Here is a 23,853-nt window from a genome sequence, read left to right as displayed (position 1 = left end):
TTTCTTTGCTAATCCAACCTAACCTTTCTGGTTTGAATTTACATGACCACTATTCGCGTTAAAGAGAACGAGCCGTTCGAAGTTGCAATGCGTCGCTTCAAGCGCACCATCGAGAAGACCGGTCTGCTGACCGAACTGCGCGCACGCGAGTTCTACGAAAAGCCGACCGCTGAGCGCAAGCGCAAGCTGGCTGCTGCCGTGAAGCGTCACTACAAGCGTATCCGCAGCCAACAGCTGCCGAAGAAGCTGTACTAAGAATTTCTCGCCGCGCATTCGTGCGGCCGATGTGTAAACCCGCTCCGGTGTTGGTCCGCAGCGGGTTTTCGCATTTATTCCCGATTTGTTGTGGTGTTTTCTCCGGGCGGGTATTGGCCTGGTTTTTCCTGTTGGCAGCCCCAGATACGAAGGAAAGCACCAATTCGGGCTGGCGATAAGCCCATCCATGTTCTACGATGCCAAGACCGGGCCCTGCTTTGTTGCTGCCCGGAATACTGGATGCGGGATGGCGCCAGATCGCAGAATACTCATCCACCTCATCTTCGGAGTACCCCATGGGTTTGAAAGAGCAGATCACGGAAGACATGAAGGCCGCCATGCGTGCCAAGGACATGGGCAAGCTGGGCACCATCCGCCTCTTGACCGCCGCGATGAAGCAAAAGGAAGTCGATGAGCGCGTCGAGCTGACCGACGCCCACGTGCTGGCCATCATCGACAAGATGGTCAAGCAGCGCAAGGATTCCATCTCGCAGTTCGAAGCCGGCGGCCGCCAGGACCTGGCTGACGTCGAAAAGGCCGAACTGGCCGTGCTGGCCGCCTACATGCCGGCCAGCCTGTCGGATGACGAGATCAAGGCTGAAGTCCAGGCTGCGGTTGCCGCCACCGGCGCCGCCGGTCCCCAGGACATGGGCAAGGTCATGGGCGTGTTGAAGCCCAAGCTGGCCGGACGTGCCGACATGACGGCAGTGTCCGCCCTGGTCAAGGCCGCGCTGGCTGCGTAAGCAGCCCTTAGCCTCGTTGCCTACTGCCACGCTGCCCAGGTGATTCCCCAGTCGTTCATCCAGGACCTGCTCAACCGCGTCGACATCGTCGACGTGGTGGGCCGCTATGTGCAGCTGAAGAAGGGCGGCGCCAATTTCATGGGCCTGTGCCCCTTCCACAACGAGAAATCCCCCAGTTTCACCGTCAGCCCGACCAAGCAGTTCTATCACTGCTTCGGCTGCGGGGCGCATGGCACGGCGATCAGTTTCCTGATCGAGTATTCGGGCATGGGATTCGTGGAAGCGGTGAAGGACCTGGCCCAGAACGTGGGCATGGTGGTGCCGGAGCGCGAAGACAACATCCCCCTGGCCCAGCGCCAGGAAAAGCAGGCCAAGAGCATGGCCCTGTCGGACGTGATGACGCGTGCCAACGATTTCTATCGTCACCAGTTGCGCAGTGCCCAGCCCGCCATTGCCTATCTCAAGGGGCGTGGTTTGACCGGCGAAGTCGCCGCCCGCTTTGGCCTGGGCTATTCGCCGGACGAATGGGACAGCCTGCGCCAGGTCTTCCCCGACTACGAGAACGACGTGCTGGTCGAGTCCGGCCTGGTGATCGACAAGAGCGAAGAGGGCGGTGGCCATCGCAAGCGTTATGACCGCTTCCGTGGCCGCGTCATGTTCCCCATCCGCAATACCAAAGGCCAGGTGATCGGCTTTGGCGGCCGGGTGATGGATGGCGGCGAACCGAAGTACCTGAACTCGCCCGAAACGCCGCTGTTCCAGAAGGGCAGCGAGTTGTATGGCCTGTTCGAAGCGCGCCAGGCGATCCGTGAAGCGGGTTATGTGCTGGTGACCGAGGGCTACATGGATGTGGTAGCGCTGGCCCAGCTGGGTTTCCCGCAGGCCGTGGCCACGCTGGGAACGGCCTGCACCCCCATCCATGTGCAGAAGCTGGTTCGCCAGACCGATGAAGTCATCTTCAGCTTCGACGGCGACAACGCCGGCCGCCGCGCCGCCCGCCGCGCGCTGGAGGCCTGCCTGCCGCATGCTTCGGACAACAAGACCATCAAGTTCCTGTTCCTGCCCAAGGAACATGACCCTGACAGTTACGTGCGCGAGATGGGTGCCCCGGCCTTTGAGGCGCAGATCCGCGAAGCCATGCCGCTGTCGCAGTTCCTTCTCCAGGAAATCATTGGCGAGAACGACTTGCGCACGCTCGAAGGCCGCGCCCATGCGCAGTTTGCCGCCAAGCCGCTGCTGCAGGCCTTGCCGGCCTCCGGTTTGCGTTTGCAGATCGTGCGCAGCGTGGCCCAGGCCACGCAGACCACGCCGGCCGAGCTGGAAGTGCTGTTTGAGCTGGAAAAGCCGGTGGCTCGCGTACGCAGCGCCCCGCCGCGCACCAAGCGCACCGCCCCGGTCGGGCTGGAGCGCCAGATCATGCGGCTGCTGGTGGCACATCCGCAACTCTCAGCCGACCTTGACGCCGCCGCGCTGGAAGCCATCGCTCGCATTGCGCCGGACCAAGCCGAGATGCTCTCGCACCTGGTCGGTGTGGCCCAGGGCATGGGCGAGCAGGCCAATTTCGCCGCGCTGGTCGAGCACCTGCGCGAGGGCGGGCCCGAGTTTGACTCGATGATCGCGGAAATCGCGGCCGAGTCGGAATCCGAATTCGATGTGGTGCGGGCCGAGATGGCCGGTGCCATCCGCCAGGCCAGGATTCGTGCACTCGATGACGAGATGCAGATGCTGGTGGCATCCAACCTGCGCACCGAGGAAGAGCGCAATCGCTACCGCGAGCTGATGCAGCGCAAGGAATGGCTCAAGCGCCAGACCGGCGGTGCAGTCGCAGCAGGTTGAGTGACGGCTTTTCCGGGGAAAACCGGAGGCCTGGAAAGGAATCGGCAGAAAGGGTCTTGCGCGAGGTGCTGCGTGACCTGATCTGGAGAGTGGGCAGGAGCAGGAAGGCAGGAATCGGCCTGGTGTGGAAAACGCGGTAAAGCACTGCAAATTGTCGTGTTTTACGCACCGGATCGCTGGCGGATGGCCGAATATCGCGGCTTGATCCCCGGGAAAAGAGCCCCATCTGTGCTATACTATAGGGCTTTAGTTCCGCCGGATGGCTCTTGCATCCCCACCCTGCGGCGACATGCCTTCACCCCGGCGCATCGGGAGGGAGGACGGCAGACAGCGGTATCGCCTGCCGGATTGCAAGCGGCATGACTGCCTGCTGCACGCGATCGATGGCCCGCCGGAAAAAGGAACGTTGCGCGTGCAGCCGGAGTCTACCGGGCAACCGGTACCGGAGTTGCATCATTAGCATGACTTGATTGGCGCAATGAGTGAATTCTCAATTGGCAGTTGATTCTATGGCAAATGCAATGAAGAAACCCGCGAAAACTCCAGCAGCGTCGGCAAAGAGCAGCAAGACGGCAGCGGCGGTAAAATCGACCGCCGCGGCCAAGACCACCCAGGCGGTAGCCGCCAAATCGCCAGTCAAGGGGACGGCGAAGGCTGCTGTCACCGTAAAACCCACGGCCAAGACTGCAGCAGCAGCGACGCCGAAGAAGACGGCAGCCCAGACAACTGCCGCCAAGCCGGCCCGCGCCGCATCGCCCAAAGCGACTGCAACGCCAGCCAACAAGTTACCTCAAGCCGCCGAACAAGCGGTTTCTGTGAAAGCGACGAAGACTTCCGTGACCACCAAGAAACCCGAAACCAAGACCGCCAAGACCACCAAAGCCGCACAGGTGGAAGGCAAAGACGTCAGCGCGACTGCTGCGTCGAGCGTAAGCCAAACCACTGATGCCGCTGCCCTGGCAGCCATCGACACGTCCGGCTATGTGCTGCCGAGCGTCAAGGTGCCGGGCCGCCGTGGCCGCAAGCCCAAGGAATTCCAGCCCGAGAGCGATGAAGTTGCAGCACTGAACACCATCGAGCGTACCGAACTGAAGGCCGCCGACAAGGCCAAGGCCAAGGATCGCAAGGCCAAGGAAAAGGCCCTGCTGAAGGACGCCTTCTCTTCCGACACCGAAGCCAGCGAAGAAGAGCTGGAGCGCCGTCGCCAGAAGCTGAAGACCCTGATCAAGCTGGGCAAGGAGCGTGGTTTCCTGACCTTCTCGGAAATCAACGACCACCTCCCGGAAAACATCGTCGATCCGGAAGCCATCGAAGGCATCATCGGTACCTTCAGCGACATGGGCATCTCGGTCTACGAGCACGCTCCTGATGCGGAAACCCTGCTGCTGTCGGACAACGTGGCCAACGTGGCCAGCGATGACGACGCCGAAGCCGCTGCAGAAGCCGCGCTGTCGACCGTCGATTCCGATTTCGGCCGTACCACCGACCCGGTGCGCATGTACATGCGTGAAATGGGTTCAGTCGAACTGCTGACCCGCGAAGGCGAAATCGAAATCGCCAAGCGCATCGAAGACGGTCTCAAGGACATGATCCAGGCCATCTCCGCCTGCCCGACCACGATCGCCGAGATCCTGGCCGCGGCTGACCGCATCTCCAAGGACGAGATCAAGGTCGACGAAATCGTCGACGGCCTGGTCGACCCCAACGAGAGCGAACAGCAGGTCGAGGCCGCCTCTTCCGACTCCGATGAGGACGACGAAGAAGAGGAAGAAGAGGAAGAAGACGAAGAAGAAGAGGAAAACGAGAGCAGTGGCTCTGGTGCCGCAGGCTTCTCCGCCGAACAGCTGGAACAGTTGAAGCGCGACGCGCTGGGCAAGTTCGCCGTCATCGGCACCCAGTTCGAGAACATGCGCAAGGCCTTCGAGAAGGAAGGCTACAACTCCAAGCCTTACGTCAAGGCCCAGGAAATCATTTCCAACGAGCTGCTGGGCATCCGCTTCACCGCCAAGATCGTCGAGAAGCTGTGCGACACCCTGCGTGCGCAGGTGGACGAAGTGCGTACCGTGGAACGCCAGATCCTGGACGTGGCCGTCAACAAGTGCAACATGCCGCGCGCGCACTTCATCAAGGTGTTCCCGGGCAATGAAGTGAACCTGGACTGGGTGGATGGCGAAGTCGCCGCCAACCATGACTACAGCACCGTGCTGAGCCGCAACGTGCCGGCCATCAAGGAACTGCAGCAGAAGCTGATCGACCTGCAGGCGCGCGTGGTACTGCCGCTGCCTGACCTGCGTGCGATCAACAAGAAGATGGGCGCCGGCGAGAAGAAGGCGCGCATGGCCAAGCGTGAAATGACCGAGGCCAACCTGCGTCTGGTGATCTCGATCGCCAAGAAGTACACCAACCGTGGCCTGCAGTTCCTGGACCTGATCCAGGAAGGCAACATCGGTCTGATGAAGGCGGTGGACAAGTTCGAATATCGTCGCGGCTACAAGTTCTCGACCTATGCGACCTGGTGGATTCGCCAGGCCATCACCCGCTCGATCGCTGACCAGGCGCGCACCATCCGTATTCCGGTGCACATGATCGAAACGATCAACAAGATGAACCGCATCTCGCGCCAGATCCTGCAGGAAACCGGTGCCGAGCCGGATCCGGCGACCCTGGCGATCAAGATGGAAATGCCGGAAGACAAGATCCGCAAGATCATGAAGATCGCCAAGGAACCGATCTCCATGGAAACGCCGATCGGTGACGACGACGATTCCCATCTGGGCGACTTCATCGAAGACAACAACACGCTGGCCCCGGCCGACGCGGCCTTGCATGCTTCGATGCGCAACGTGGTCAAGGACATCCTGGATTCCCTGACCCCGCGCGAAGCGAAGGTGCTGCGCATGCGTTTCGGTATCGAGATGTCGACCGACCATACGCTGGAAGAAGTGGGCAAGCAGTTCGACGTGACCCGCGAGCGTATTCGCCAGATTGAAGCCAAGGCACTGCGCAAGCTGCGCCATCCTTCGCGTTCGGACAAGCTCAAGAGCTTCCTGGAAGGGAACTGATCTCAAGGGTGAGTCAGGATTGGCCGGCGAGATGTTAAAATCGCCGGCTGATTTTTTGGCCCCCTAGCTCATGCTTGGTTAGAGCAGCGGACTCATAATCCGTTGGTGCCGTGTTCGACTCACGGGGGGGCCACCAGTATCAGAGCGGCTTAGCGCCAAATTGCGCTAAGCCGCTTTTTCATATGCTGGGGGATTTTTTGCCCATTCTGACAAAACGGCTTTGGGTAAATGGAGGGTTTGTTCGACGGCTGGTCATTACGCCTGTAGCAACTGGCCAGTCTGGGAATCATCCCTAAGTACTTCGCAAGATGTATATCTACAAGCCGGTGCCTAGAGCGCGAGGTGCAGCGCAATGTCGAACTGATGTGGCTGTCGGGGATGACTTGAGCACTACAGTGCTTGTTGGTTTAAAAAAGCGGCTGTTAGAGCCGCCAAGAAGGCTGAGAATGAATTCAAACGACTCAACCAGAAATCCGACATTTATTGGTTAAATGCCCCTTGCGACTGCCAACGGTGCTTGGGAAGCCCAAGGTCGCAAGCCTTCTAGTGCATGCGCCAATTGCAAAACACCGAGGTCATCTCGGGCTGGACCAAAGATTTGCATCCCCATAGGAAGACCATTAGTCCCAAAACCGACGGGTACACTCATAGCAGGTAATCCAGCCAGCGTCGGGCCAATGACCACCTCCATCCAGCGATGGTAGGTATCCATTTCCCGGCCAGCTACCTTTCGTGGCCACTTCGTCGCCGTGTCGAACGGAAACATCTGTGCACTGGGCAGGAGCAGGTAATCATATTGCTCGAAGAGCTTGTGAATCGCACGGTACCAATCGCTGCGCGCCGCTGACGCGCGGAAAATATCGGCGGCCGTCAAATGTAGCCCGGACTCCACTTCCCATTGCGCCTCTGGCTTGAGCAAGCCGCGCTGCGCCGGGTCGGCAAAGCAGGCGCCCAGGTTTCCGCCCACCAGCCAGTGCCGGTGAACGAGCCAAGTCTCCCAGAGCTTTTCCATCGGATAGTCAGGTTGGCATTGCTCTACCTTACAGCCAAGGTCCGTAAAGTCCGATAGCGCTGCCTCGCACAGCGCCATCACGTCCTCTTCTATCGGCAAGTAACCATCGTAGTTCCCGAGCCAGCCAATTCTTGCACCCTTAAAATCGCGTTCGAGTTGCCCGGCATCTCCCGTCACATCCGTGTCGCCGGACATGGGACAGTGGTGGTCATAGCCTGCTTGCGTAGCGAAAAGCCGTGCGACGTCGGCCACGGTTCGTCCCATCGGACCTTCTGTACTCAATTGCTGCAGGAAAAGTTCTCCTCCTGCGCCGTAAGGGACACGGCCCTGCGTCGGCCTGAAGCCATAGACGTTGTTGAAAGCCGCAGGATTTCTCAAGGAGCCCATCATGTCGCTGCCGTCCGCCACTGGCAACATCCGCATCGCTAGCGCCGCGCCGGCACCACCGCTGCTCCCGCCAGCAATGCGCGAGGTGTCATAAGCATTCCTGGTCACTCCAAACACCGGGTTGTAGCTGTTCGAGCCCAGTCCGAATTCGGAGACGTTGGTCTTGCCAATGAAAATTGCACCCGCTTCACGAACCCGCGCTACACAAATTGCATCGTTCAGGTCCGGCTTCAACGAGGACAGCGGAGAGCCTTTGCTGGTAGGTATCCCTCTGCATGAAGCAAGGTCCTTGGGCGCCTGGGGCATCCCGTGCATCCAACCCAGATACATGCCTTGCGCAAGCAACTGGTCAGCGCGCTTCGCTTCGCCGAGCAGCTCCTCTGCCGGACGAAGCGAAACGATAGCGTTGACAAGCGGATTGATCTTCTCGATATGGTCCAGATACGCCTGCATCACTTCACGGCAAGAAATTTCCTTGCTACGAATGGAAGCGGACAACGCTAGTGCATCCAGCGTGACAAGTTGATCCATCTTTTCTGCTCCTTTAATTGCTTGCGCACGCACAGCTTCTGTCACTTGGCCTCTCCAATGCCAGCGAAGACTTCCGTCGTCCGGCTCTTCGCTGCCGGGCTCGGGTCACGCATCGCCCAGGCTGCCGCAACACCGATACAGGCTGCGAAGAGCACGTACCAGGCCGGCGCTACCGGCGAACCCGAGGTCTTGGTGAGCCATGTCACGATGAACGGAGCAAAGCCACCGAAGAGCATCACCGCTAGATTGTAGGCGACTGCAAGACCCGTGGAGCGTACACGCGTGGGGAATTGCTCAGACAAAGCGGTGGGCATCGGGCCGTAATTTGCGCCGATTATGATGCACAGGAGCACTTGCATCACCAGTAGACGCGGCAGACTGGGCGCTGCGGAGACCCAGACGAACAATGGGTACACCATCACTAGGAATGTCAGCGCGCTATAGAGCAGAACGGCTCGGCGGCCAATGCGATCCGAGAGTGCGCCGGCAAGCGGAATGACGACTGTGAGCAGCGCCACCGCAATCATCTGGACCATGAACGCCTGGTCCAGAGGCAGTCCTAGTTGCTTGTTGGCGAACGTAGGCATGTTCACGAGAACGACGTAGAAGGCCACCGTGCCGTTGATGACTTGTCCCATCGACACCAGCACGCCGCGCATATTTGTCTTCACCACATCGAGCAGCTTGATGGGCACCGCATCGGGCTTGTTGGCGCTGGCCATGAAGTCCTCTGTCTCATGCATGTGGCGACGGATCCAGAGACCGACCGGGCCGATGAGCAGGCCGATCACGAATGGCAGGCGCCATCCCCAGCTGTCCAGTGCCTGTGGCGACAGATTGCGTGTCACCAGAGCGCCCATGCCGGCACCGCAGAACACCGCCAGGCACTGGCCGACCAACTGCCACGAGCCGTACAGGCCACGCTTGTCGGCGGGTGCACTCTCGACCAGAAATGCGGTCGAACTGGAATATTCACCGCCGGTGGCGAAACCCTGCAGCATGCGCGCGACCACGATCATGATGGGCGCGGCGATGCCGATGGTCGCGTAGGTGGGTGCGAAGGCAATGAGGGCGATGGCCAGCGTCATCAGCACGATGATTACCTGCATCGCAGCCTTTCGACCTTTGCGGTCGGCGTAGAGGCCGAGCAGGATGCCACCCACCGGGCGCATGAAGAATCCGATACCGAAGGTCGCCAGGGCGACCAGCAAGGAGGTGTATTCGTTGTCGGCCGGGAAGAACAGTCGGGCGATAATGGCCGAGAAAAAACCATAGACGATGAAGTCGTACCATTCGAGGGCATTGCCGACGATCGCGGCAATGACCTGGCGTTGTTTACTGAGTTGTGGTTGCACGGTAGGTCCCTATCAATGGGTTGGCGAGAGCTGCTGACTCGCGAACTGGCGACGGAACAAGTCAAGCTTCCGCCTTATCGCCTTGGTATCTTGCCGCCTCAACCCGGTTTTCCGTTTGACCCGGAAACACAGCTTCTTGATAGTCAACGACAATAAAAAAGCGGCCTCCAAGGAGGCCGTCGCCCAGCCCGCTGCCGGCTGGCCATCTCACTGAACGCGCGGGCGCGCGGCGAGATGCTGGCGCCGCCATTCCGTTGGAGAAATGCCGTGCCAACGCTGAAAGGCCCGTGAGAATGCGCTGATCTCCGAGTAGCCCAATAGGAAGGAGAGTTCGGAAATCTGCAGGGCAGGGTCCTTCAGATACGCTAGCGCCATATTCTTGCGGACATCCAGCAGAACTTCCTGATAGGTCAGCCCGGCGGTGCGCAATCTGCGTTGCAGTGTCCAGTTCGCCATGCCCAGTGCGTTTGCGATTTCATCGAGGGTCGGCTCGCTGTCATCGAGCCGCTGCTGGATTGCAGCGCGCACCTTATCCACCAATGTGTCAGCGATCGAAGCGGCCAGCCCGAGCTGGCGGAGGTTGTTGCGCATCAGGCTGTGGAGATGCGCATCCGCCCCGGGCATCGGCGCATTGAGGTCATTTCCGCGAAGCACGATGGCATTGGTTGCCTGAGAGAACTGGATCGGAGCACCAAAAATGTGCTCGTGCTCCTCGTCACCGTGCAATGCACCATGTTCAAAATGAATTTCCAATGGCGACCATTGCTGGCCCAAGGCCTGTCTCAGGACATTGAAGAACATCCCAATGGACAATTCGGCGTCCTGGCGGCGCTGCGTAATGAGGGGGTCAGTGATGCGGTATTCAACGTAGGCAAGACCATCGACCTGGGTAACACCCAGATGAGAACGCTGCTGATGATGATGGAACATCGCACCCATGTTGCGCAGAGCCTCGCCTACCGTGGGAGAGGTCAACCCGAGATAGCCCAGCATACCGAGCCCTGCAGGCATGAACTGTTGACCAAAGCGCAAGCCGAAGTGCTCATTTTGCGTCTGGCGTGCGGCTTGCTCCATCGCGTTGCAATAGATGTCGAGGCTCAAGGTCGCGGTCGGCTGCTCGATGGCATTGCAGTCGGCGCCCGCGGCTCCGAGGATGCGTTCAGGGTCGCCGCCTTCGCTCTGGATGAATTCAAGCAGGCCCGTTGCCGCCGCAGAAAGGATGCACGACTGGCGGTCGGTAGCGGGAGATACGCGCGGCGCACTGGGCATGGTCGGACTCCATTTTCATGGTAAATAATTTCTCGACCGTGCTAGCAATTTTCAGACCATTAGCCCATTTGGTGCAGATAGTCCGTTGCCAACTCGGCAGTGTCTGCCACCCAGCGCTCACCGAGGCTTTGTGCCAATTCGGTTTCACTGTGCGATGCCATCCAGGCCAGCAGTTGCAAGCGGCGCTGCATAAGGAAGGTCGGGAATTCCTCAATGTCGGCTTGTGTCAGTGCACCATGGCGCGCATAACCATCAGCCCAGTGCAGCATGAGCTCGCGGCGGTCGGGGCGATGTTCTATGAAGCTCAGCGCCGTCGCCATATCATGCAAGAACCAGCCGATGCCGCAGTCATCGAAGTCGATGATAGTGGTGCGATCCCCCTTGATCAGGAGATTCGCGAGACGCAGGTCAGCGTGAATCAGCCCGTACTTATCCGGCGACATCCCGAACGACTCCAGGCGCAAGCTCATCAAATCTCGCGCTCGCTCGAGCACGTTCACCTGTTCTCTGCCGAGCCAGGGAGCGTCTCGCCAGCGGCCCCAGCGGCCGCTCTCGCCCACGGTATCGTCGAGACTCCAGGTATGGCGTTCGAAGTAGCCGGGGCGTTGCCACTGGCGTGACTGCCGATGCATTCTCGCGCTCAATTCGCCCAATTTTTGCAGGGACGGAGGCAGGTTCCCCTCGTCTGGAAAGTCGCCGTCCACCCATGCGAATGTGGCGATCATCCTCTTGCCGGCAGCGGCTGTTTCCACCTCGATCAACGACTCACTATCCAGCGTGCGCAGTGGCTGTGGTGTAGCGATGCCGGCTTCGTTCAATGCCGTCATCCAATCCAGTTCCGACTGGATCGCATTGGCGGTCTGATAGTTGGCGCGATGCACGCGCATCACCGCGCGCCACCCGGTCTTCGGATTGTCGAGCCGGAACACCGTATTCTCCGAATGGCTCAGCAGTGCGACCTGCACATTGGATGAGAATCCATATCTCGGAAGCGCAGAGCGAGCCATTTCTTGAAGAGCCGCGATGTAGGAAAGATGGGATTCAGTAGTTGCAAGGGTCATGAAAGAGGCTCCGAATAGCGTTGCCCACATCTTCACGCCAGCAGCCATGAGTTCGTTTGACATCGCAACACAAATCGTTGACCGTGGATATCAAGCTGTACGCAGCCCATACGGCGCCCCGGCAGAGCGTCTTCTTCTATCAAGGAAATGTCGTCGGTGGTCAAGACAGACTGGCATCTTCGCGAGCACCATTCCCGTGTCGAATTACTTGTACTGGAGAGACCATGACTGACTCCGATGGCATGCTGGCCTTGAACTCTTTCAGCCCGCAATCTGTCAACACCACCGCCCCCGCGACGCGCGCCCTGATCGAGCGCAGGCGCAATACCTTTGGTGATGGCGTCCCTTTGTTCTATCGCGACCCCGTGCATTTCGTCAGCGCCTCCGGCGTGTGGTTGCGTGATCGGGATGGTCTCGAATACCTCGACGCTTACAATAACGTCCCCTCGGTAGGCCATTGCCATCCCCATGTGGTCGAAGCAGTGTCCAAGCAGGCGGCCACCCTCAACACACACACGCGATATCTCTCCGATGTGGTCACGTCCTATGCGGAACGACTGCTCGGCACCTTCCCGCGCGGACTCTCAAAGGTACTCTTCACGAGCAGCGGTACAGAAAGCGTCGACCTCGCCATGCGCCTAGCTCGCCTCTACACGGGCGGCAGCGGCTTCATCGTGACGCGCTTCGCCTATCACGGCCACTCGACTGCCGTGGCCGAGATCACGCCGGCATTCGGCCCGGGTGTTCCTATTGGCATCAATGTGCGTCTGGTCGATGCACCAGACGGATATCGGCAGGATGCGCCTGTTGGCATCAAATTCGCACAGGACGTGGCTGCGGCCATAGCTGACATGGAGCGCCACGGCATCAAGTTCGCAGGGCTCATTCTCGATACCGTATGCTCCAGTGATGGCCTGTTTGTCGACCCGCCAGGCTTCCTCCAGGACGTCGTTGCAACTGTAAAAAGGGCCGGGGGTGTCTTCGTTGCCGACGAAGTGCAGCCAGGGTTCGGTAGAACTGGGGAAGGCATGTGGGGCTTTGAACGCCACAGAATTCTCCCCGACATCGTCGTGATGGGAAAGCCCATGGGCAATGGCATGCCAATCGCTGCCACCGTGACAACTGCAGACATCATGCAGGCTTTCACCGACCGTTCGGGATATTTCAATACCTTCGGTGGAAACACCGTTTGCTGCGCAGCTGCATCAGCTGTTCTGGACGTAATTGAATCGGAGGGCCTGATTAGCAACGCCAAGGAAACGGGGGCGCATCTTAAGCGTGGGCTTGAGCAGTTGAAAGCACAGCATCAATCCATTGGTGACATCCGCGCAATTGGCCTCTACGCCGCCGTTGAGTTTGTGCAGCCTGGTACCAAAAATGGCGATACCGAAATGGCGCTCGATGTCGTCAATGAGCTGAGAAGGAGACGTGTCTTGATAAGCACCTGCGGCCCCCAAGGTAATATTTTGAAGATCCGACCGCCACTTCAATTCTCCTCCGAGAACTGCGACACACTAGTCACCGCAATCGACGAAATTCTTCGGATTCGCTGAATCGATAGTTGCTCCGGGCGAGGCGTGTATGTGACCCGTCCCTTGACCGAGGGGCTCAACTGTGTCGGTAATTTGTAGCCCGTTAAGCACTAACCCGGTAGTCGACCACTCACCGCCGTCGCATCACCGATGTATGGTTGTTGTCTGGATTGTCTTTGCGCAGATCAGGGACTAGCATGGAACGCACCGTGGGGTACACCCACCCATCTGACTGAGCAGGCGATTGCCTCCGCCAGCGCACGACAAGGAGAATCGATTGGCCAACTTTTTACTGGTTCATGGCGCTTGGCAAGGCAAGTGGATCTGGTCCGCCGTCAGCGCCGGACTGACCATGCGCGGGCATGAGGTGCATGCGATAGACATGCCGGGAAGTGGCGAAGACACCACGCCCTTTGGCGAGGTGACCCTGGAAAGATACGCCGACGCCATCCGCAAGGCCATCGTGTCCATAGGCAAACGCGTGACGCTGGTCGGCCATAGCCTGGGCGGCATTGCCGTGGCCGCTGCAGCGGAGAAAAATGCGCAGGACGTGGCGCGCATCATCTACCTGGGTGGCTATGTTCCGAGCGACGGTGAATCGATCGATTCATTGTCGGACGTGGTGCTCGACAAGGAGGCGGTCATCCTGGGCATGCAGGACGATCATCAGGTCGTCGATACGCAAGCCGACAAGCGGGTGACCAGGTTCATGCACGATGCGCCCCATGCCATTGCCGCGTGGGCCGCGCCCCAGTTCCGCACCCAGGCTGTTGCACCCATCATCAGTCCGGTGCAACTGACCGAAGAACGCTATGGAAAGCTGCCCAAGAGTTACGTCGTCTGCACCAAGGATCGCGTACTGGATCCGGTGCTGCAGCGGGTCATGGCCGCCCGTGCCGGCTGCAGCCGGGTCAAGGAAATCGATAGCGGGCATTCGCCGTTTCTCTCCCGACCGACTGAGACGGCGGAGACCCTGCATCGGCTGGTGACGGAGTTATAACGGCTCTTGAAGCGGTGGGGGGCGTTCCGGGAATGCGGGCTTTATCGAATGCAACGGAAATGAAGCTCCCTTGGATGCCGGCGATGGATTGCGTTACTCCTTGGCCGTAGTCAGGAATCAGCTAGCCTGCAATCGTGTCGATGGAAATTTCCTTGAGCCGTACCTTAATCCCCGCATATTTCGTTTGGAATGCCGCCAAGGACAGACCCGCTTCGCCGGTGAATTTGCGTCCGGAGTTGCCCATGTTCCGACCACAATCCTGGTTACCACAGCAGGTGGGAAAGCGGAGTGATGGAGGTGGCCCTACTTGGAATCATTCGACGCGGAGGCAGCGACTTTACCGGACACAACGCATCTCACGCCCGTTGATGCAATGGGTTCTGGTAACGCAAGTGACTATCTCACCCGCTCCCCACCGCTTCCTGCCAAACAGGAAACAAGCCCCAATCTCCGCTTCATCTCATCTGCTCACCAGACAACATCCCGCGCTATAGTCGAGCCTGCCCCTTCGACCACTCCAGCGCAAAGATGAAAAACAATGCCATGGATTACCTGCCCCGCATGGTGATCTTCTCCCGCGTCGTCGAGCTGGGCGCCTTTTCCAAGGCGGCTCGCGAACTCGGGCTGACCTCCTCGTCGGTGAGCCAGCACATCAGCGCGCTCGAAGCCATCCTCGGGACCACCCTGCTGCACCGGACCACCCGCAAGCTCAGCCTGACCGAAGCCGGGCAGGGCTTCTATGCCCATTGCGCGCGCATCGTCGCGCTGGCCAACGAGGCCCGCGATGTCACCGAGAGCCTGCATACCGAACTGGTGGGAGAGCTGCGCATTGCCGCTTCCAGCTTCATGGCCCCCGAATACCTGGTGCCAGCCCTGGATGATTTCATTCGCAATCATCCACAGTTGCGCATCAGCATCGATGTCTGCGATCACAACGTCGACCTCATGGACAAGAGCGTCGACCTGGCCCTGCGCGTAGGCCGCGCACCCGGTCCGGGAGATATCCCGCTGGCCCGGATGGAGGCCGTACTGTGCGCGGCGCCGTCTTATCTCCAGGCCCACCCGCCGATCCGCCGACCCGAGGACATGCTCCATCACCAGTTGCTCTTCTTCAGCCCGCACGGGCCGGGTGCATCTGTAGAGCTGACCCTGCGCAACCGCGCCGGGCAGTGCGCGCAGCTGCGGCTGACGCCGCGCATCACGGCCAACCATGCGCGCTCATTGCGGCAGCTGGCCGTGCAGGGACATGGCCTGGGCCGCTTCCTGCGCAGTAAGGTGCAAGATGATCTTAAGTCCGGACGCCTGGTGGAAGTCTTGCCGGACTGGTCGCTGGAGGGCTATTGCGCCTTCATCACCACCCGCCACCGCGACCCCGTGCCCGCCAAGATCCTGGCCTGCATCGCCCAAATCCGGGAGTATTTTGCGCGCCGGCATCCGCAGCAGCATGAGGATGTTTCTGCTCAGTAAGGATTTTGCCGCTTGTGCATTGTTCAATTTCATTAACGAGATCGTTCGCCAAACGACGGCTAATCAAATGGCCTTGCTTGTAATACAGTGATTCCTGCCGTTCCCTGCCGGTAATGTGTCGGGGGGCACTGCGGGCAACCAGCTCGCGCCGGCGTTGTGTCACTGCGGAGGGGGTGTTCGGTGACGCAGCACTGCAAAGGGGAGGGGGCGATGCCGACAATCGCAGGATGCACCCGACTCCCCTTTCAGGGACGGCCGTCAATGGACAGGTCAGGCATCTGCTCGGCATCGTGATCGACATTGGCATCTGCGCTTCTTGGCGGGCTGGCTCCGGCCTTGCATGAGAAAAAGGCATTGAAGCCCCAGAATTTATCGTTTTATCCGGACCCCGCGCTGCCCTTACCATGAGGCTATCTCATAGTCACCCGGTCAAAGGCACGCAAATGACGATCTCCGCGCAGCACAGCAATCTCCATCAACTCCTGCTTTCCCACTACGGCGACGAGGCCCTGGTGCAGCGCCAGTTCGCGCGCCTGGAAGTCCCTGCCTCGACCCTGCGTCCGGCCGCCGCCGAGGTGTCGCGCCTGGAACTGGCGCAGGCCCTGAACATGCTGCTCTTCGAAGGCCTGCTGCAACAGGTCGCCACCGGCCGTGACTACGTGGCCGATGCCGAGCGCGAGGGCGTGAAGATCTGCTTCGACCACGGCGCCGTGCGCACCGTGCGCCTGGGCCGCGAGCGCGGCTTCCCCGATGGCGAGACGCTCTTCACCAGCGTGCTGCTGCCGCTGGGCTACCAGCAGACCGGCACCTACCCGCTGGCGCGCATCAAGATGACCGGCCGCGTCTATACCCACATCGACGACGCCGAACAGATCGCCCAGTTCTTCGTGAGCGAACTGCATCCGGAACAGTTCTCGCCCCAGTTCCAGCAGACCGTGGACGCCGTACTGGCCACCTCGCGCAATCCGCTCTCCGATGAGGTGCTGGCCCTGCTGGCCAAGCTCTCCGCACAAGGCAAGCTGGGCATGGACGAGGCCAAGCGCCTGCTGCCCGCGATGCTCAAGTGCTTCGCCCGCCATCACGACCTGCCGACGCTGGCGCAATACGAAACGCTCAAGGCCGAATCCGCCGAGATGGCCTGGATTTCCACCGAAGGCAATGCCTTCAATCACGCGACCGACCGTGTCTCCGACGTGGTCGCCACCGCCGAACGCCAGCGCCAGCTGGGCCGTCCCATCAAGGACCAGGTGGAAGTCTCGCGCAATGGCCGCGTGCGCCAGACCGCCTTCCGTGCGGTCAAGGTCGATTACCAGCTGCAGGGTGAGGATGGCCAGCCGGTCGCCGTCACCGTGCCGGGGTCATTCTACGAATTCATCTCGCGTGACTATTTCGCCGACGAGGCCGGCCAGCGCAAGCTGGACCTGACGTTCGACAGCGGCAACGCGCAAGGCATCTTCAAGATGACCGAGGCGGTGGCCCCCGGTGCGGCCAGCGACGAGGCGGCCAGTGTCTGCTGACGCCGCGCTGGCGCGCCTGCAGGACCTGCTGGGCAACGCCGGCCTGATCACCTCTGCGCCCGAGCGCCAGCCCTATGAGCACGGCCCGCGCTATGGGGCTGGACAGGCGCTGTGCGTGGCGCGTCCGGCCAATGTGGCCGAAGCCGCCGAGCTCATGCGCCTGTGCGCCGCCGAAAAACTCCGGCTGATCCCGCAGGGCGCCAACACCGGCCTGGTCGGTGCGGCTTCGCCAGATAGTTCAGGGTTGCAACTTATCCTCAGCATGGAGCGCATCAAGGGCGTGATCGATATCGATCCGGTCGATGGCGTGATCCAGGCCTGGGCCGGCACCCGCCTGTCGGACCTGAACCAGGCGCTGGCCCCGCACGGGCTGTGCTTCCCCATCGACCTGGGGGCCGATCCCTCGGTGGGCGGCATGCTGGCCGCCAACACCGGCGGCGCGCGCCTGATCCGCTATGGCGATGTGCGCCACAACACGCTGGGCTTGCAAGCACTGCTGATGCAGCCACCCGGTGAATTGCTGGAGATGGGCAACCGCCTGCACAAGAACAATACCGGCCCGGACTGGAAACAGCTCTTCATCGGCACGGCTGGCAGCTACGGCATCGTCACGCAAGCAGTGCTGCGCGCGCATCCATTGCCGCGCCAGCGCGCCACCGCCTTGATCGTGCCGTCCTCGCTGGAAGCGGGTTTGCGCCTGCTGCAGGATGCCCAGGCGCAGTTCGCCGACTTCCTCACGGCCTTCGAAGGCATCTCGCGCAATGCGCTGGCGTCCGTCTTGCGCCACCTGCCGCAGGTGAGCGCACCCTTTGATCCATTACCGGACTATGCCTTGCTGGTGGAGCTGAGTTCGTCGTCGGCAGCCAGCGAGCACTTCGATCTCGACAAGCTCTTCATGGCCTGGCTGGAACGCCACTTCGACGACACCATCGTCGATGCCGTGGTCGACAAGCCCGAGACGCTGTGGCGCCTGCGCCATGCCATCAGCGACAGCGTCAAGCAGGAAGGCAAGATCGTCGCCTTCGACATCTCCGTCTCGCGCTCGCGCATGCCGGCCTTCCGCGCCGAAGCACTGGCCCTGGTGGAACGGGACTTCGCCGGTGCCGAGGTGTTCGACTTCGGCCACTGGGGTGATGGGGGTGTGCACTTCAACCTGGCCATCCCGCCAGCGCAGCAGCCGCAGTTCCCGCCGGAGCGCATCGAGGCCCTGCGCACGGCGCTCTATGACTTGGTTGCAAAACGTTACCAAGGCAGTTTCAGTGCCGAGCACGGCATCGGTCCCTTCAACCAGCATTACTACCAGCGCTACACGCAACCCGAGCAACGCGCGCTGGCCGGCCGCGTGCAAGCCGTGTTCGATCCGCACTGCCTGCTGGGCAATACGCGCTTCACATGACGGGTAGCGTGCCGGGACGCTCTGGAGGGGAGGGCACGCCATTTGCTATAGTGCGGGCTCCTTCACCTCCTGCCCCGCCCTCAGCCAGCGGTCTTCGTCCCATGCGCCGTTTCATCCCGTCAACGTCCTGCCTGATCGCCTTCGATACGTCGGCGCGGCACATGTCGTTCACCAAGGCGGCCAATGAATTGCACATGACGCAGGGCGCGGTGAGCCGTCAGGTGGCGATCCTGGAGGAGTACCTCAACGTCAAGCTGTTCGAGCGCATCAACCGCCGCCTGATCCTCACCGAAGCCGGCCGCGACTATGCCGCCCAGGTCTCCACCATCTTGAAGCAGATCGAGATGGCGACCTTCCAGGTCATGACCTACAACAGCCTGGCCAGTGTGCTCAACCTGGCGATCCTGCCGACCTTCGGCGTGAAGTGGCTGATCCCGCGCCTGGCCAAGTTCGCTGCCGCCTTTCCCGATGTGCTGCTGAACCTGAGCACCGAAGTGCTGCCCTTCGATTTCAATACGCGCCAGGTCGATGCCGCCATCCACTTCGGCGAACCCGACTGGCCCGATACCGTGATGGTGCGCTTGATGGGCGAGGAAGTGGTGCCGGTGTGCAGCAAGGCACTGGCCCAGGGCCTGGGCTCGGTAGGGGATTTGGCCAACGTCACGCTGCTCCAGCACACCACGCGTCCGCAGGCCTGGCAGGACTGGTTCCGCCATGTCGGCGTGGATTGCCCCAATGCCTTGTCGGGCCCGCGTTTCGAGCAGCTGGCCATGGTCATCCAGGCCGCTGTTGCCGGCATGGGCGTGGCGCTCATGCCCAAGTTCATGGTCGAGACCGAGATCAGCCTGGGGCAGTTGCACGTGCCGTTCCCGCTGGCGGTCAAGAGCCCGCAATCCTATTACCTGGTCTATCCCGAGAAGAACGCCGGCAAGGCCGCCATCCTCAAGTTCCGCGAGTGGATCCTGGGCGAAGCGCAGGGCGGCTGAGGTCTTCCATCGCGCTGCATCGATTCGGTGCAGCGATTTCCCATGCTGACAAAAACTCATGGCCACGCGGTTTTGCGTCGTGCGCGCATGCAGCCCGCTGCGTGCCATGCCTGCCTTGCAGGCAGCCGCCGGGGCGGCCCCGGCACTGCGGCGGGAAGCGCCGTGGCGCGGGGGCTTGCGGCCGATATGAAGTGATGCGCTGCACCATCCTCGCGCATCCTCGCGCATTCTCGCGCGCCAGGGCAGTGCATTCCAAAAACTCATGATGTGGTGAAATTTTTTGGTTTTAACAAGTAGGGCGGCTGTCCTTATACTCCATCGTTCCAGACCCATCCCACTCCACTTTTCAAGGGAACCCCATGTCTTCTCCACGCATCTTCTCCACCCTGGGTGCCGACTTCTCGGCCTACGCCGGCAACGATCTGGTGATCCGTTCGCCGCGCGATGGCGAGGTCATCGCGCAACTCAAGGCGCAGACGCCGGCTGACGCCGAAGCGGCCATCGCCGGCGCGCAACAGGCCTTCCTGGCCTGGCGCGAAGTGCCGGCGCCGGTACGCGGTGAACTGGTGCGCGTGCTGGGCGAAGTGCTGCGCGAGCATCGCGACGAACTCGGTGCCCTGGTCACCCAGGAAGCCGGCAAGATCCTCTCCGAAGGCTTGGGCGAGGTGCAGGAAATGATCGATATCTGCGACTTCGCCGTGGGCCTGTCGCGCCAGCTGCATGGCCTGACCATCGCCTCAGAACGTCCCGGCCACCGCATGATGGAAACCTGGCATCCGCTGGGCGTGGTCGGCGTGATCACCGCCTTCAACTTCCCGGTCGCCGTGTGGGCCTGGAACGCCGCGCTGGCGCTGGTATGCGGCAACGCCGTGGTGTGGAAGCCTTCCGAAAAGACGCCGGTCACCGCACTGGCCGTGCAAGCCCTGTTCGCCAAGGCCGTGGCACGTTTCTCGGCACAGCGTCCGAACCTGGTGCCGTCACAACTGTGCGGCCTGTTGATTGGCGGTGCCGACCTGGGCGAGACCCTCTCGCGTTCGGCCGCCGTGCCGCTGGTGAGCGCCACCGGCAGCGTGCGCATGGGCCGCAAGGTCGCCACCGTGGTGGCAGAACGCCTGGGCCGCAGCCTCCTGGAACTGGGCGGCAACAATGCCATGATCGTGGCGCCCTCGGCCGACCTGAACCTGGCGCTGCGCGCCATCACCTTCTCGGCCGTGGGTACCGCCGGCCAGCGCTGCACCAGCCTGCGCCGCCTGTTCGTCCATAGCAGCATCCACGACCAGGTGGTGGCGCAGATCAAGCGCATCTATGCCAGCGTGAAGGTCGGTGATCCGCTGCAGGGCGATACCCTGGTTGGCCCGCTGATCGACCAGGCCGCTTTCGATGCCATGCAGGCTGCGCTGTCGCAAGCGCGTGCGCAGGGCGGCGAAGTCACCGGTGGCGAACGCGTGGACGTGATGGGCCAGCAATCCTGGTATGTGCGTCCGGCGGTCGTGACCATGCCCTGCCAGACCGCGATCATGCACCACGAGACCTTCGCGCCCATCCTCTACATCGTCAAGTACGACGAACTGGGCGAGGCCATCGCCATGAACAACGCCGTGCCGCAAGGCTTGTCTTCGGCCATCTTCACCAATGACATGCGCGAGGCCGAACTGTTCGTCTCGGCAGTGGGCAGCGACTGTGGCCTGGCCAACGTCAACATCGGCACCAGCGGCGCCGAGATCGGCGGTGCCTTCGGCGGCGAAAAGGAAACCGGCGGGGGCCGCGAATCCGGTTCGGACGCATGGAAGAACTACATGCGCCGCGCCACCAACACCATCAACTACAGCAAGACCCTGCCGCTGGCGCAGGGCGTGAAGTTCGATATCGACTGAGCGACGGCCACGTCCAACCGCAATACCCCAAGTAAAAAGCAGCACCGTTGCCGGATCCCGCTCCACCATAGGGATCCGGCATGGCATCCCACGACCCACGCCCGCGCAAGCGGGATCCACAACGGCAAACCGGCAAGGAGTGCAGTAATGAAGATGAAGACCCTGGCAGTGACCTGTGCAATCGCTGCGACCCTGATCGCTACTGGCGCGCAGGCGCAGACCAAGACCATTTACGTCGGCATGAACGGCGGCACGATGGAGAAGAACTACACCGCCTCGATCTTCCCCGACTTCGAGAAGGCCAACAACGTCAAGGTGGTGGTGGTGCCCGGCACCTCCTCCGACATCATCGCCAAGATGCAGGCCCAGCGCGACAAGCCGCAGATGCACGTGGCCTTCCTCGATGACGGCATCATGTATCGCGCCATCAACATGAGCCTGTGCGAAAAGGTCAAGGACGCTGCCGTGCTCAAGGACGTCTATCCCTTCGCGCGCCTGGCCAACGACCAGGCCGTGGCCATCGAGATGGGCGTGCTCGGCATCGGCTACAACAAGAAGCTGTTCGCCGAGAAGGGCTGGCCGGCACCGACCTCGTGGATGGATTTCGCTGATCCCAAGTACAAGCAGAAGGTGGTGTTCCAGTCGATCTCGGCCAGTACCTTTGGCCTCTATGGCTTCATGATGTTCAACCGCCTGGTGGGTGGTACCGACAAGAACGTCGACCCCGGCTTCAAGAAGTGGGGCAGCACCGTCGGCCCCAACGTGGTCGAATATCTCTCCAGCTCGGCCAAGATTTCGGAGATGGTGCAGACCAATGAAGCGGCCATCTTCCCGCTGACCGTGACCGGCATCGCCAACCTGAAGGACAAGGGCATCCCCGCTGAATTCGCCACCCCCAAGGAAGGCGGCGTGCTGCTCATGACCGGCGCTTGCCCGATCAAGGGCAACAGCGAACCGGAACTGGCGCAGAAGCTGCTGGAATACCTGCTGACCCCGGCGGTGCAGGCCAAGAGCATGGCACTGGCCAATTCGATTCCGGTCAACCGCAACGTGCCGCTGTCGGACGCCGCGCAAGCCAAGCTGGGCAAGAGCGAAGTGCTGACCAAGAACCTCAATACCGTCGACTGGGATACCGTCAACGAAAAGCGCTCCGAGTGGAACAACCGCTGGAACCGCATGATCGAGCAATAAGCCTGTATCGATCATGACCGCAGCCTATCGTTTCAATCCGGCCTTCCAGTCGCCCCAGGGGTCGCCCATCCGGGAGCTGTTCAAGTACACGCAGCAACCCGGCATGATCTCCTTTGCCGGCGGCTATCCGGCCCCTGCGTTGTTCGATACGCAAGGGCTGGCAAAGAGCGCCGCCACCCTGCTCGACGGCGCAGCGGCGGCCTGCCTGCAATACGGGGCGACCGAAGGCGCCGCGCAGCTGGCGCAAGTGCTCAGGGAAGTCACGCGTGCGCGCATCGGTGGCGGTGATCCGGGCGACCTGATCGTCACCACGGGTTCACAGCAGGGCTTCGAACTGCTGTTGCGCATCCTGCTGGAACCGGGCGATGGCGTGGTCATCGAGCGGCCCTGCTATCCGGCGGCGATCCAGGCCCTGCGCCTGGCGCATGCCGAACTGCTGGAAATTCCCGGGGACGCCCGGGGCATGGATACCGATGCCCTGGAAGCCATGCTGCTGGCGGGCGCCCGGCCCAAGCTGCTGTACCTGGTGCCCAGCTTTGCCAATCCGACCGGTGCCACCTTGCCGCTGGCGCGCCGCCGTCATTTGCTCAGGCTGGCGGTGCGTTACCAGTTCATCGTGATCGAGGATGATCCCTACGGCCAGCTGCGTTTTTCGGGGCAGGCCGAACCGCCGCTGCTGCAGGTGGCGCAGGAGATCGAGGGGGCGCGTGACTGGCTGGTCTACCTGTCGAGTCTGTCCAAGATCGTGGCGCCGGGTTTGCGCATCGGCTGGATGTGCGGCCCGTCGGAAATCCTGCGCCGTGCCGTCATCGCCAAGCAGACCGGCGACCTGTGCACCGCGCCGTGGATGCAGATGGTGGCGGCGCAGTATCTGCAGGCCGGGCATCTGGAGGCGCATCTGCCGCACATCATCGCCACCTACCGCGAGCGCTGCGCGATCATGCTGTCGTCCTTGCGCGAGGCCTTCGGCGATCGTCTCGCGCTGATCGCGCCGGAAGGCGGCATGTTCATCTGGGCCAGCTGGAAGGATGGCACCGACGCCACGGCGCTGTTGCAGACCGCCGTGCGCCACAACGTGATGTACGTGCCGGGCAGCGCCTTCTATGCGACGCAATCCGATCCGGGTCATTGGCGACTGTCTTTCGCCAATGCCCAGCCGCAGGAAATCGTCGATGGCGTGGCTCGCCTGAAGCATGCACACCAGGAATGGATGCACATGCTTGCATGACTTTTCTCCATGCAATGGAAACGCCCCGATGCGCTGTGCGGATCGGGGCGTTTTCTTTGGTGCGGGCGATGAAGGTGACGCGAACGAGCGCGGGGACCTTATCAGTACGACGATTGATCTGGTGCCGGCTTGTCGGCGTATTGTAAAATTG

General features: G+C 61.4%; 18 protein-coding genes and 1 tRNA gene. 14 read left to right on the top strand and 5 right to left on the bottom strand.

Annotated elements, in window-relative coordinates:
• Positions 1–42 precede the first annotated feature (42 nt).
• From rpsU to dnaG, 3 genes are all read left to right on the top strand, one after another.
• Positions 43–255 (top strand): 30S ribosomal protein S21, encoded by a 213-nt coding sequence (gene rpsU / locus FYB76_RS15395; RefSeq protein ID WP_006462949.1) that lies wholly within the window; start codon positions 43–45, stop codon positions 253–255.
• Positions 256–551: 296 nt separating this feature from the next.
• Positions 552–998: a GatB/YqeY domain-containing protein gene (locus FYB76_RS15390; RefSeq protein WP_154134209.1), complete on the top strand. Its 447-nt coding sequence runs from the start codon at positions 552–554 to the stop codon at positions 996–998.
• A 39-nt stretch (positions 999–1,037) separates the two neighbouring features.
• The gene (dnaG, locus tag FYB76_RS15385; RefSeq protein ID WP_370516356.1) at positions 1,038–2,834 is read left to right on the top strand and encodes a DNA primase; all 1,797 of its coding nucleotides are present in this window, start codon (positions 1,038–1,040) and stop codon (positions 2,832–2,834) included.
• A gap of 490 nt (positions 2,835–3,324) precedes the next feature.
• Here dnaG and FYB76_RS27105 read toward each other — a convergent pair whose 3' ends face one another.
• A complete protein-coding gene (locus FYB76_RS27105; protein ID WP_227022640.1) occupies positions 3,325–3,618 on the bottom strand; it encodes a hypothetical protein in 294 nt (97 codons plus the stop codon).
• A gap of 52 nt (positions 3,619–3,670) precedes the next feature.
• Between FYB76_RS27105 and rpoD the strand changes: the two genes are divergently transcribed.
• Together rpoD and FYB76_RS15375 are read left to right on the top strand one after the other, a co-directional pair.
• Complete coding sequence (gene rpoD / locus FYB76_RS15380) at positions 3,671–5,896, top strand: RNA polymerase sigma factor RpoD (protein WP_241517303.1); 2,226 nt, start codon at positions 3,671–3,673, stop codon at positions 5,894–5,896.
• 57 nt (positions 5,897–5,953) lie between these two features.
• Positions 5,954–6,032 (top strand) — tRNA-Ile (locus FYB76_RS15375).
• A 351-nt stretch (positions 6,033–6,383) separates the two neighbouring features.
• Here FYB76_RS15375 and FYB76_RS15370 read toward each other — a convergent pair.
• From FYB76_RS15370 to FYB76_RS15355, 4 genes are all read right to left on the bottom strand, one after another.
• On the bottom strand, positions 6,384–7,871 hold the full coding sequence (locus FYB76_RS15370) for an amidase (protein WP_370516355.1): 1,488 nt from the start codon (positions 7,869–7,871) through the stop codon (positions 6,384–6,386).
• Entirely contained in the window at positions 7,868–9,181 is a 1,314-nt protein-coding gene (locus FYB76_RS15365) for a citrate-proton symporter (RefSeq protein WP_088754733.1), read from the bottom strand. The genes FYB76_RS15370 and FYB76_RS15365 overlap by 4 nt, the downstream gene beginning before the upstream one ends.
• A gap of 207 nt (positions 9,182–9,388) precedes the next feature.
• On the bottom strand, positions 9,389–10,450 hold the full coding sequence (locus tag FYB76_RS15360; RefSeq protein ID WP_088754734.1) for an AraC family transcriptional regulator: 1,062 nt from the start codon (positions 10,448–10,450) through the stop codon (positions 9,389–9,391).
• A gap of 59 nt (positions 10,451–10,509) precedes the next feature.
• Positions 10,510–11,511: a phosphotransferase enzyme family protein gene (locus tag FYB76_RS15355; RefSeq protein ID WP_158214910.1), complete on the bottom strand. Its 1,002-nt coding sequence runs from the start codon at positions 11,509–11,511 to the stop codon at positions 10,510–10,512.
• 224 nt (positions 11,512–11,735) lie between these two features.
• Between FYB76_RS15355 and FYB76_RS15350 the strand changes: the two genes are divergently transcribed.
• The 9 genes from FYB76_RS15350 (at position 11,736) to FYB76_RS15310 (ending at position 23,702) form a co-directional block, all read left to right on the top strand.
• Positions 11,736–13,064 carry an aspartate aminotransferase family protein gene (locus tag FYB76_RS15350; RefSeq protein ID WP_088754736.1) on the top strand — a complete coding sequence of 443 codons (1,329 nt, stop codon included), beginning with the start codon at positions 11,736–11,738 and terminating at the stop codon, positions 13,062–13,064.
• A gap of 256 nt (positions 13,065–13,320) precedes the next feature.
• A complete protein-coding gene (locus FYB76_RS15345; RefSeq protein ID WP_154134207.1) occupies positions 13,321–14,043 on the top strand; it encodes an alpha/beta fold hydrolase in 723 nt (240 codons plus the stop codon).
• A 528-nt stretch (positions 14,044–14,571) separates the two neighbouring features.
• On the top strand, positions 14,572–15,510 hold the full coding sequence (locus FYB76_RS15340) for a LysR family transcriptional regulator (protein ID WP_229296981.1): 939 nt from the start codon (positions 14,572–14,574) through the stop codon (positions 15,508–15,510).
• A gap of 443 nt (positions 15,511–15,953) precedes the next feature.
• Positions 15,954–17,027, top strand: a complete 1,074-nt coding sequence (locus tag FYB76_RS15335) for a DUF1338 domain-containing protein (protein ID WP_154134205.1) — start codon at positions 15,954–15,956, stop codon at positions 17,025–17,027.
• Complete coding sequence (locus FYB76_RS15330; protein ID WP_370516354.1) at positions 17,017–18,423, top strand: FAD-binding oxidoreductase; 1,407 nt, start codon at positions 17,017–17,019, stop codon at positions 18,421–18,423. Before FYB76_RS15335 ends, FYB76_RS15330 begins: the two co-directional genes overlap by 11 nt.
• Before the next feature lie 101 nt (positions 18,424–18,524).
• Entirely contained in the window at positions 18,525–19,409 is an 885-nt protein-coding gene (gcvA, locus tag FYB76_RS15325) for a transcriptional regulator GcvA (protein ID WP_154134204.1), read from the top strand.
• A gap of 359 nt (positions 19,410–19,768) precedes the next feature.
• Positions 19,769–21,283: an aldehyde dehydrogenase family protein gene (locus FYB76_RS15320; RefSeq protein ID WP_154134203.1), complete on the top strand. Its 1,515-nt coding sequence runs from the start codon at positions 19,769–19,771 to the stop codon at positions 21,281–21,283.
• 153 nt (positions 21,284–21,436) lie between these two features.
• Positions 21,437–22,474 (top strand): ABC transporter substrate-binding protein, encoded by a 1,038-nt coding sequence (locus FYB76_RS15315; RefSeq protein WP_370516360.1) that lies wholly within the window; start codon positions 21,437–21,439, stop codon positions 22,472–22,474.
• A 13-nt stretch (positions 22,475–22,487) separates the two neighbouring features.
• The gene (locus FYB76_RS15310) at positions 22,488–23,702 is read left to right on the top strand and encodes a PLP-dependent aminotransferase family protein (protein ID WP_154134202.1); all 1,215 of its coding nucleotides are present in this window, start codon (positions 22,488–22,490) and stop codon (positions 23,700–23,702) included.
• The last annotated feature ends 151 nt before the right edge of the window (positions 23,703–23,853 follow it).

Origin of the sequence: Herbaspirillum sp. CAH-3 (assembly GCF_009668275.1) — a bacterium.
GTDB classification, from domain to species: domain Bacteria; phylum Pseudomonadota; class Gammaproteobacteria; order Burkholderiales; family Burkholderiaceae_D; genus Herbaspirillum; species Herbaspirillum aquaticum.
This window is presented reverse-complemented; position numbering and strand designations above follow the sequence as displayed.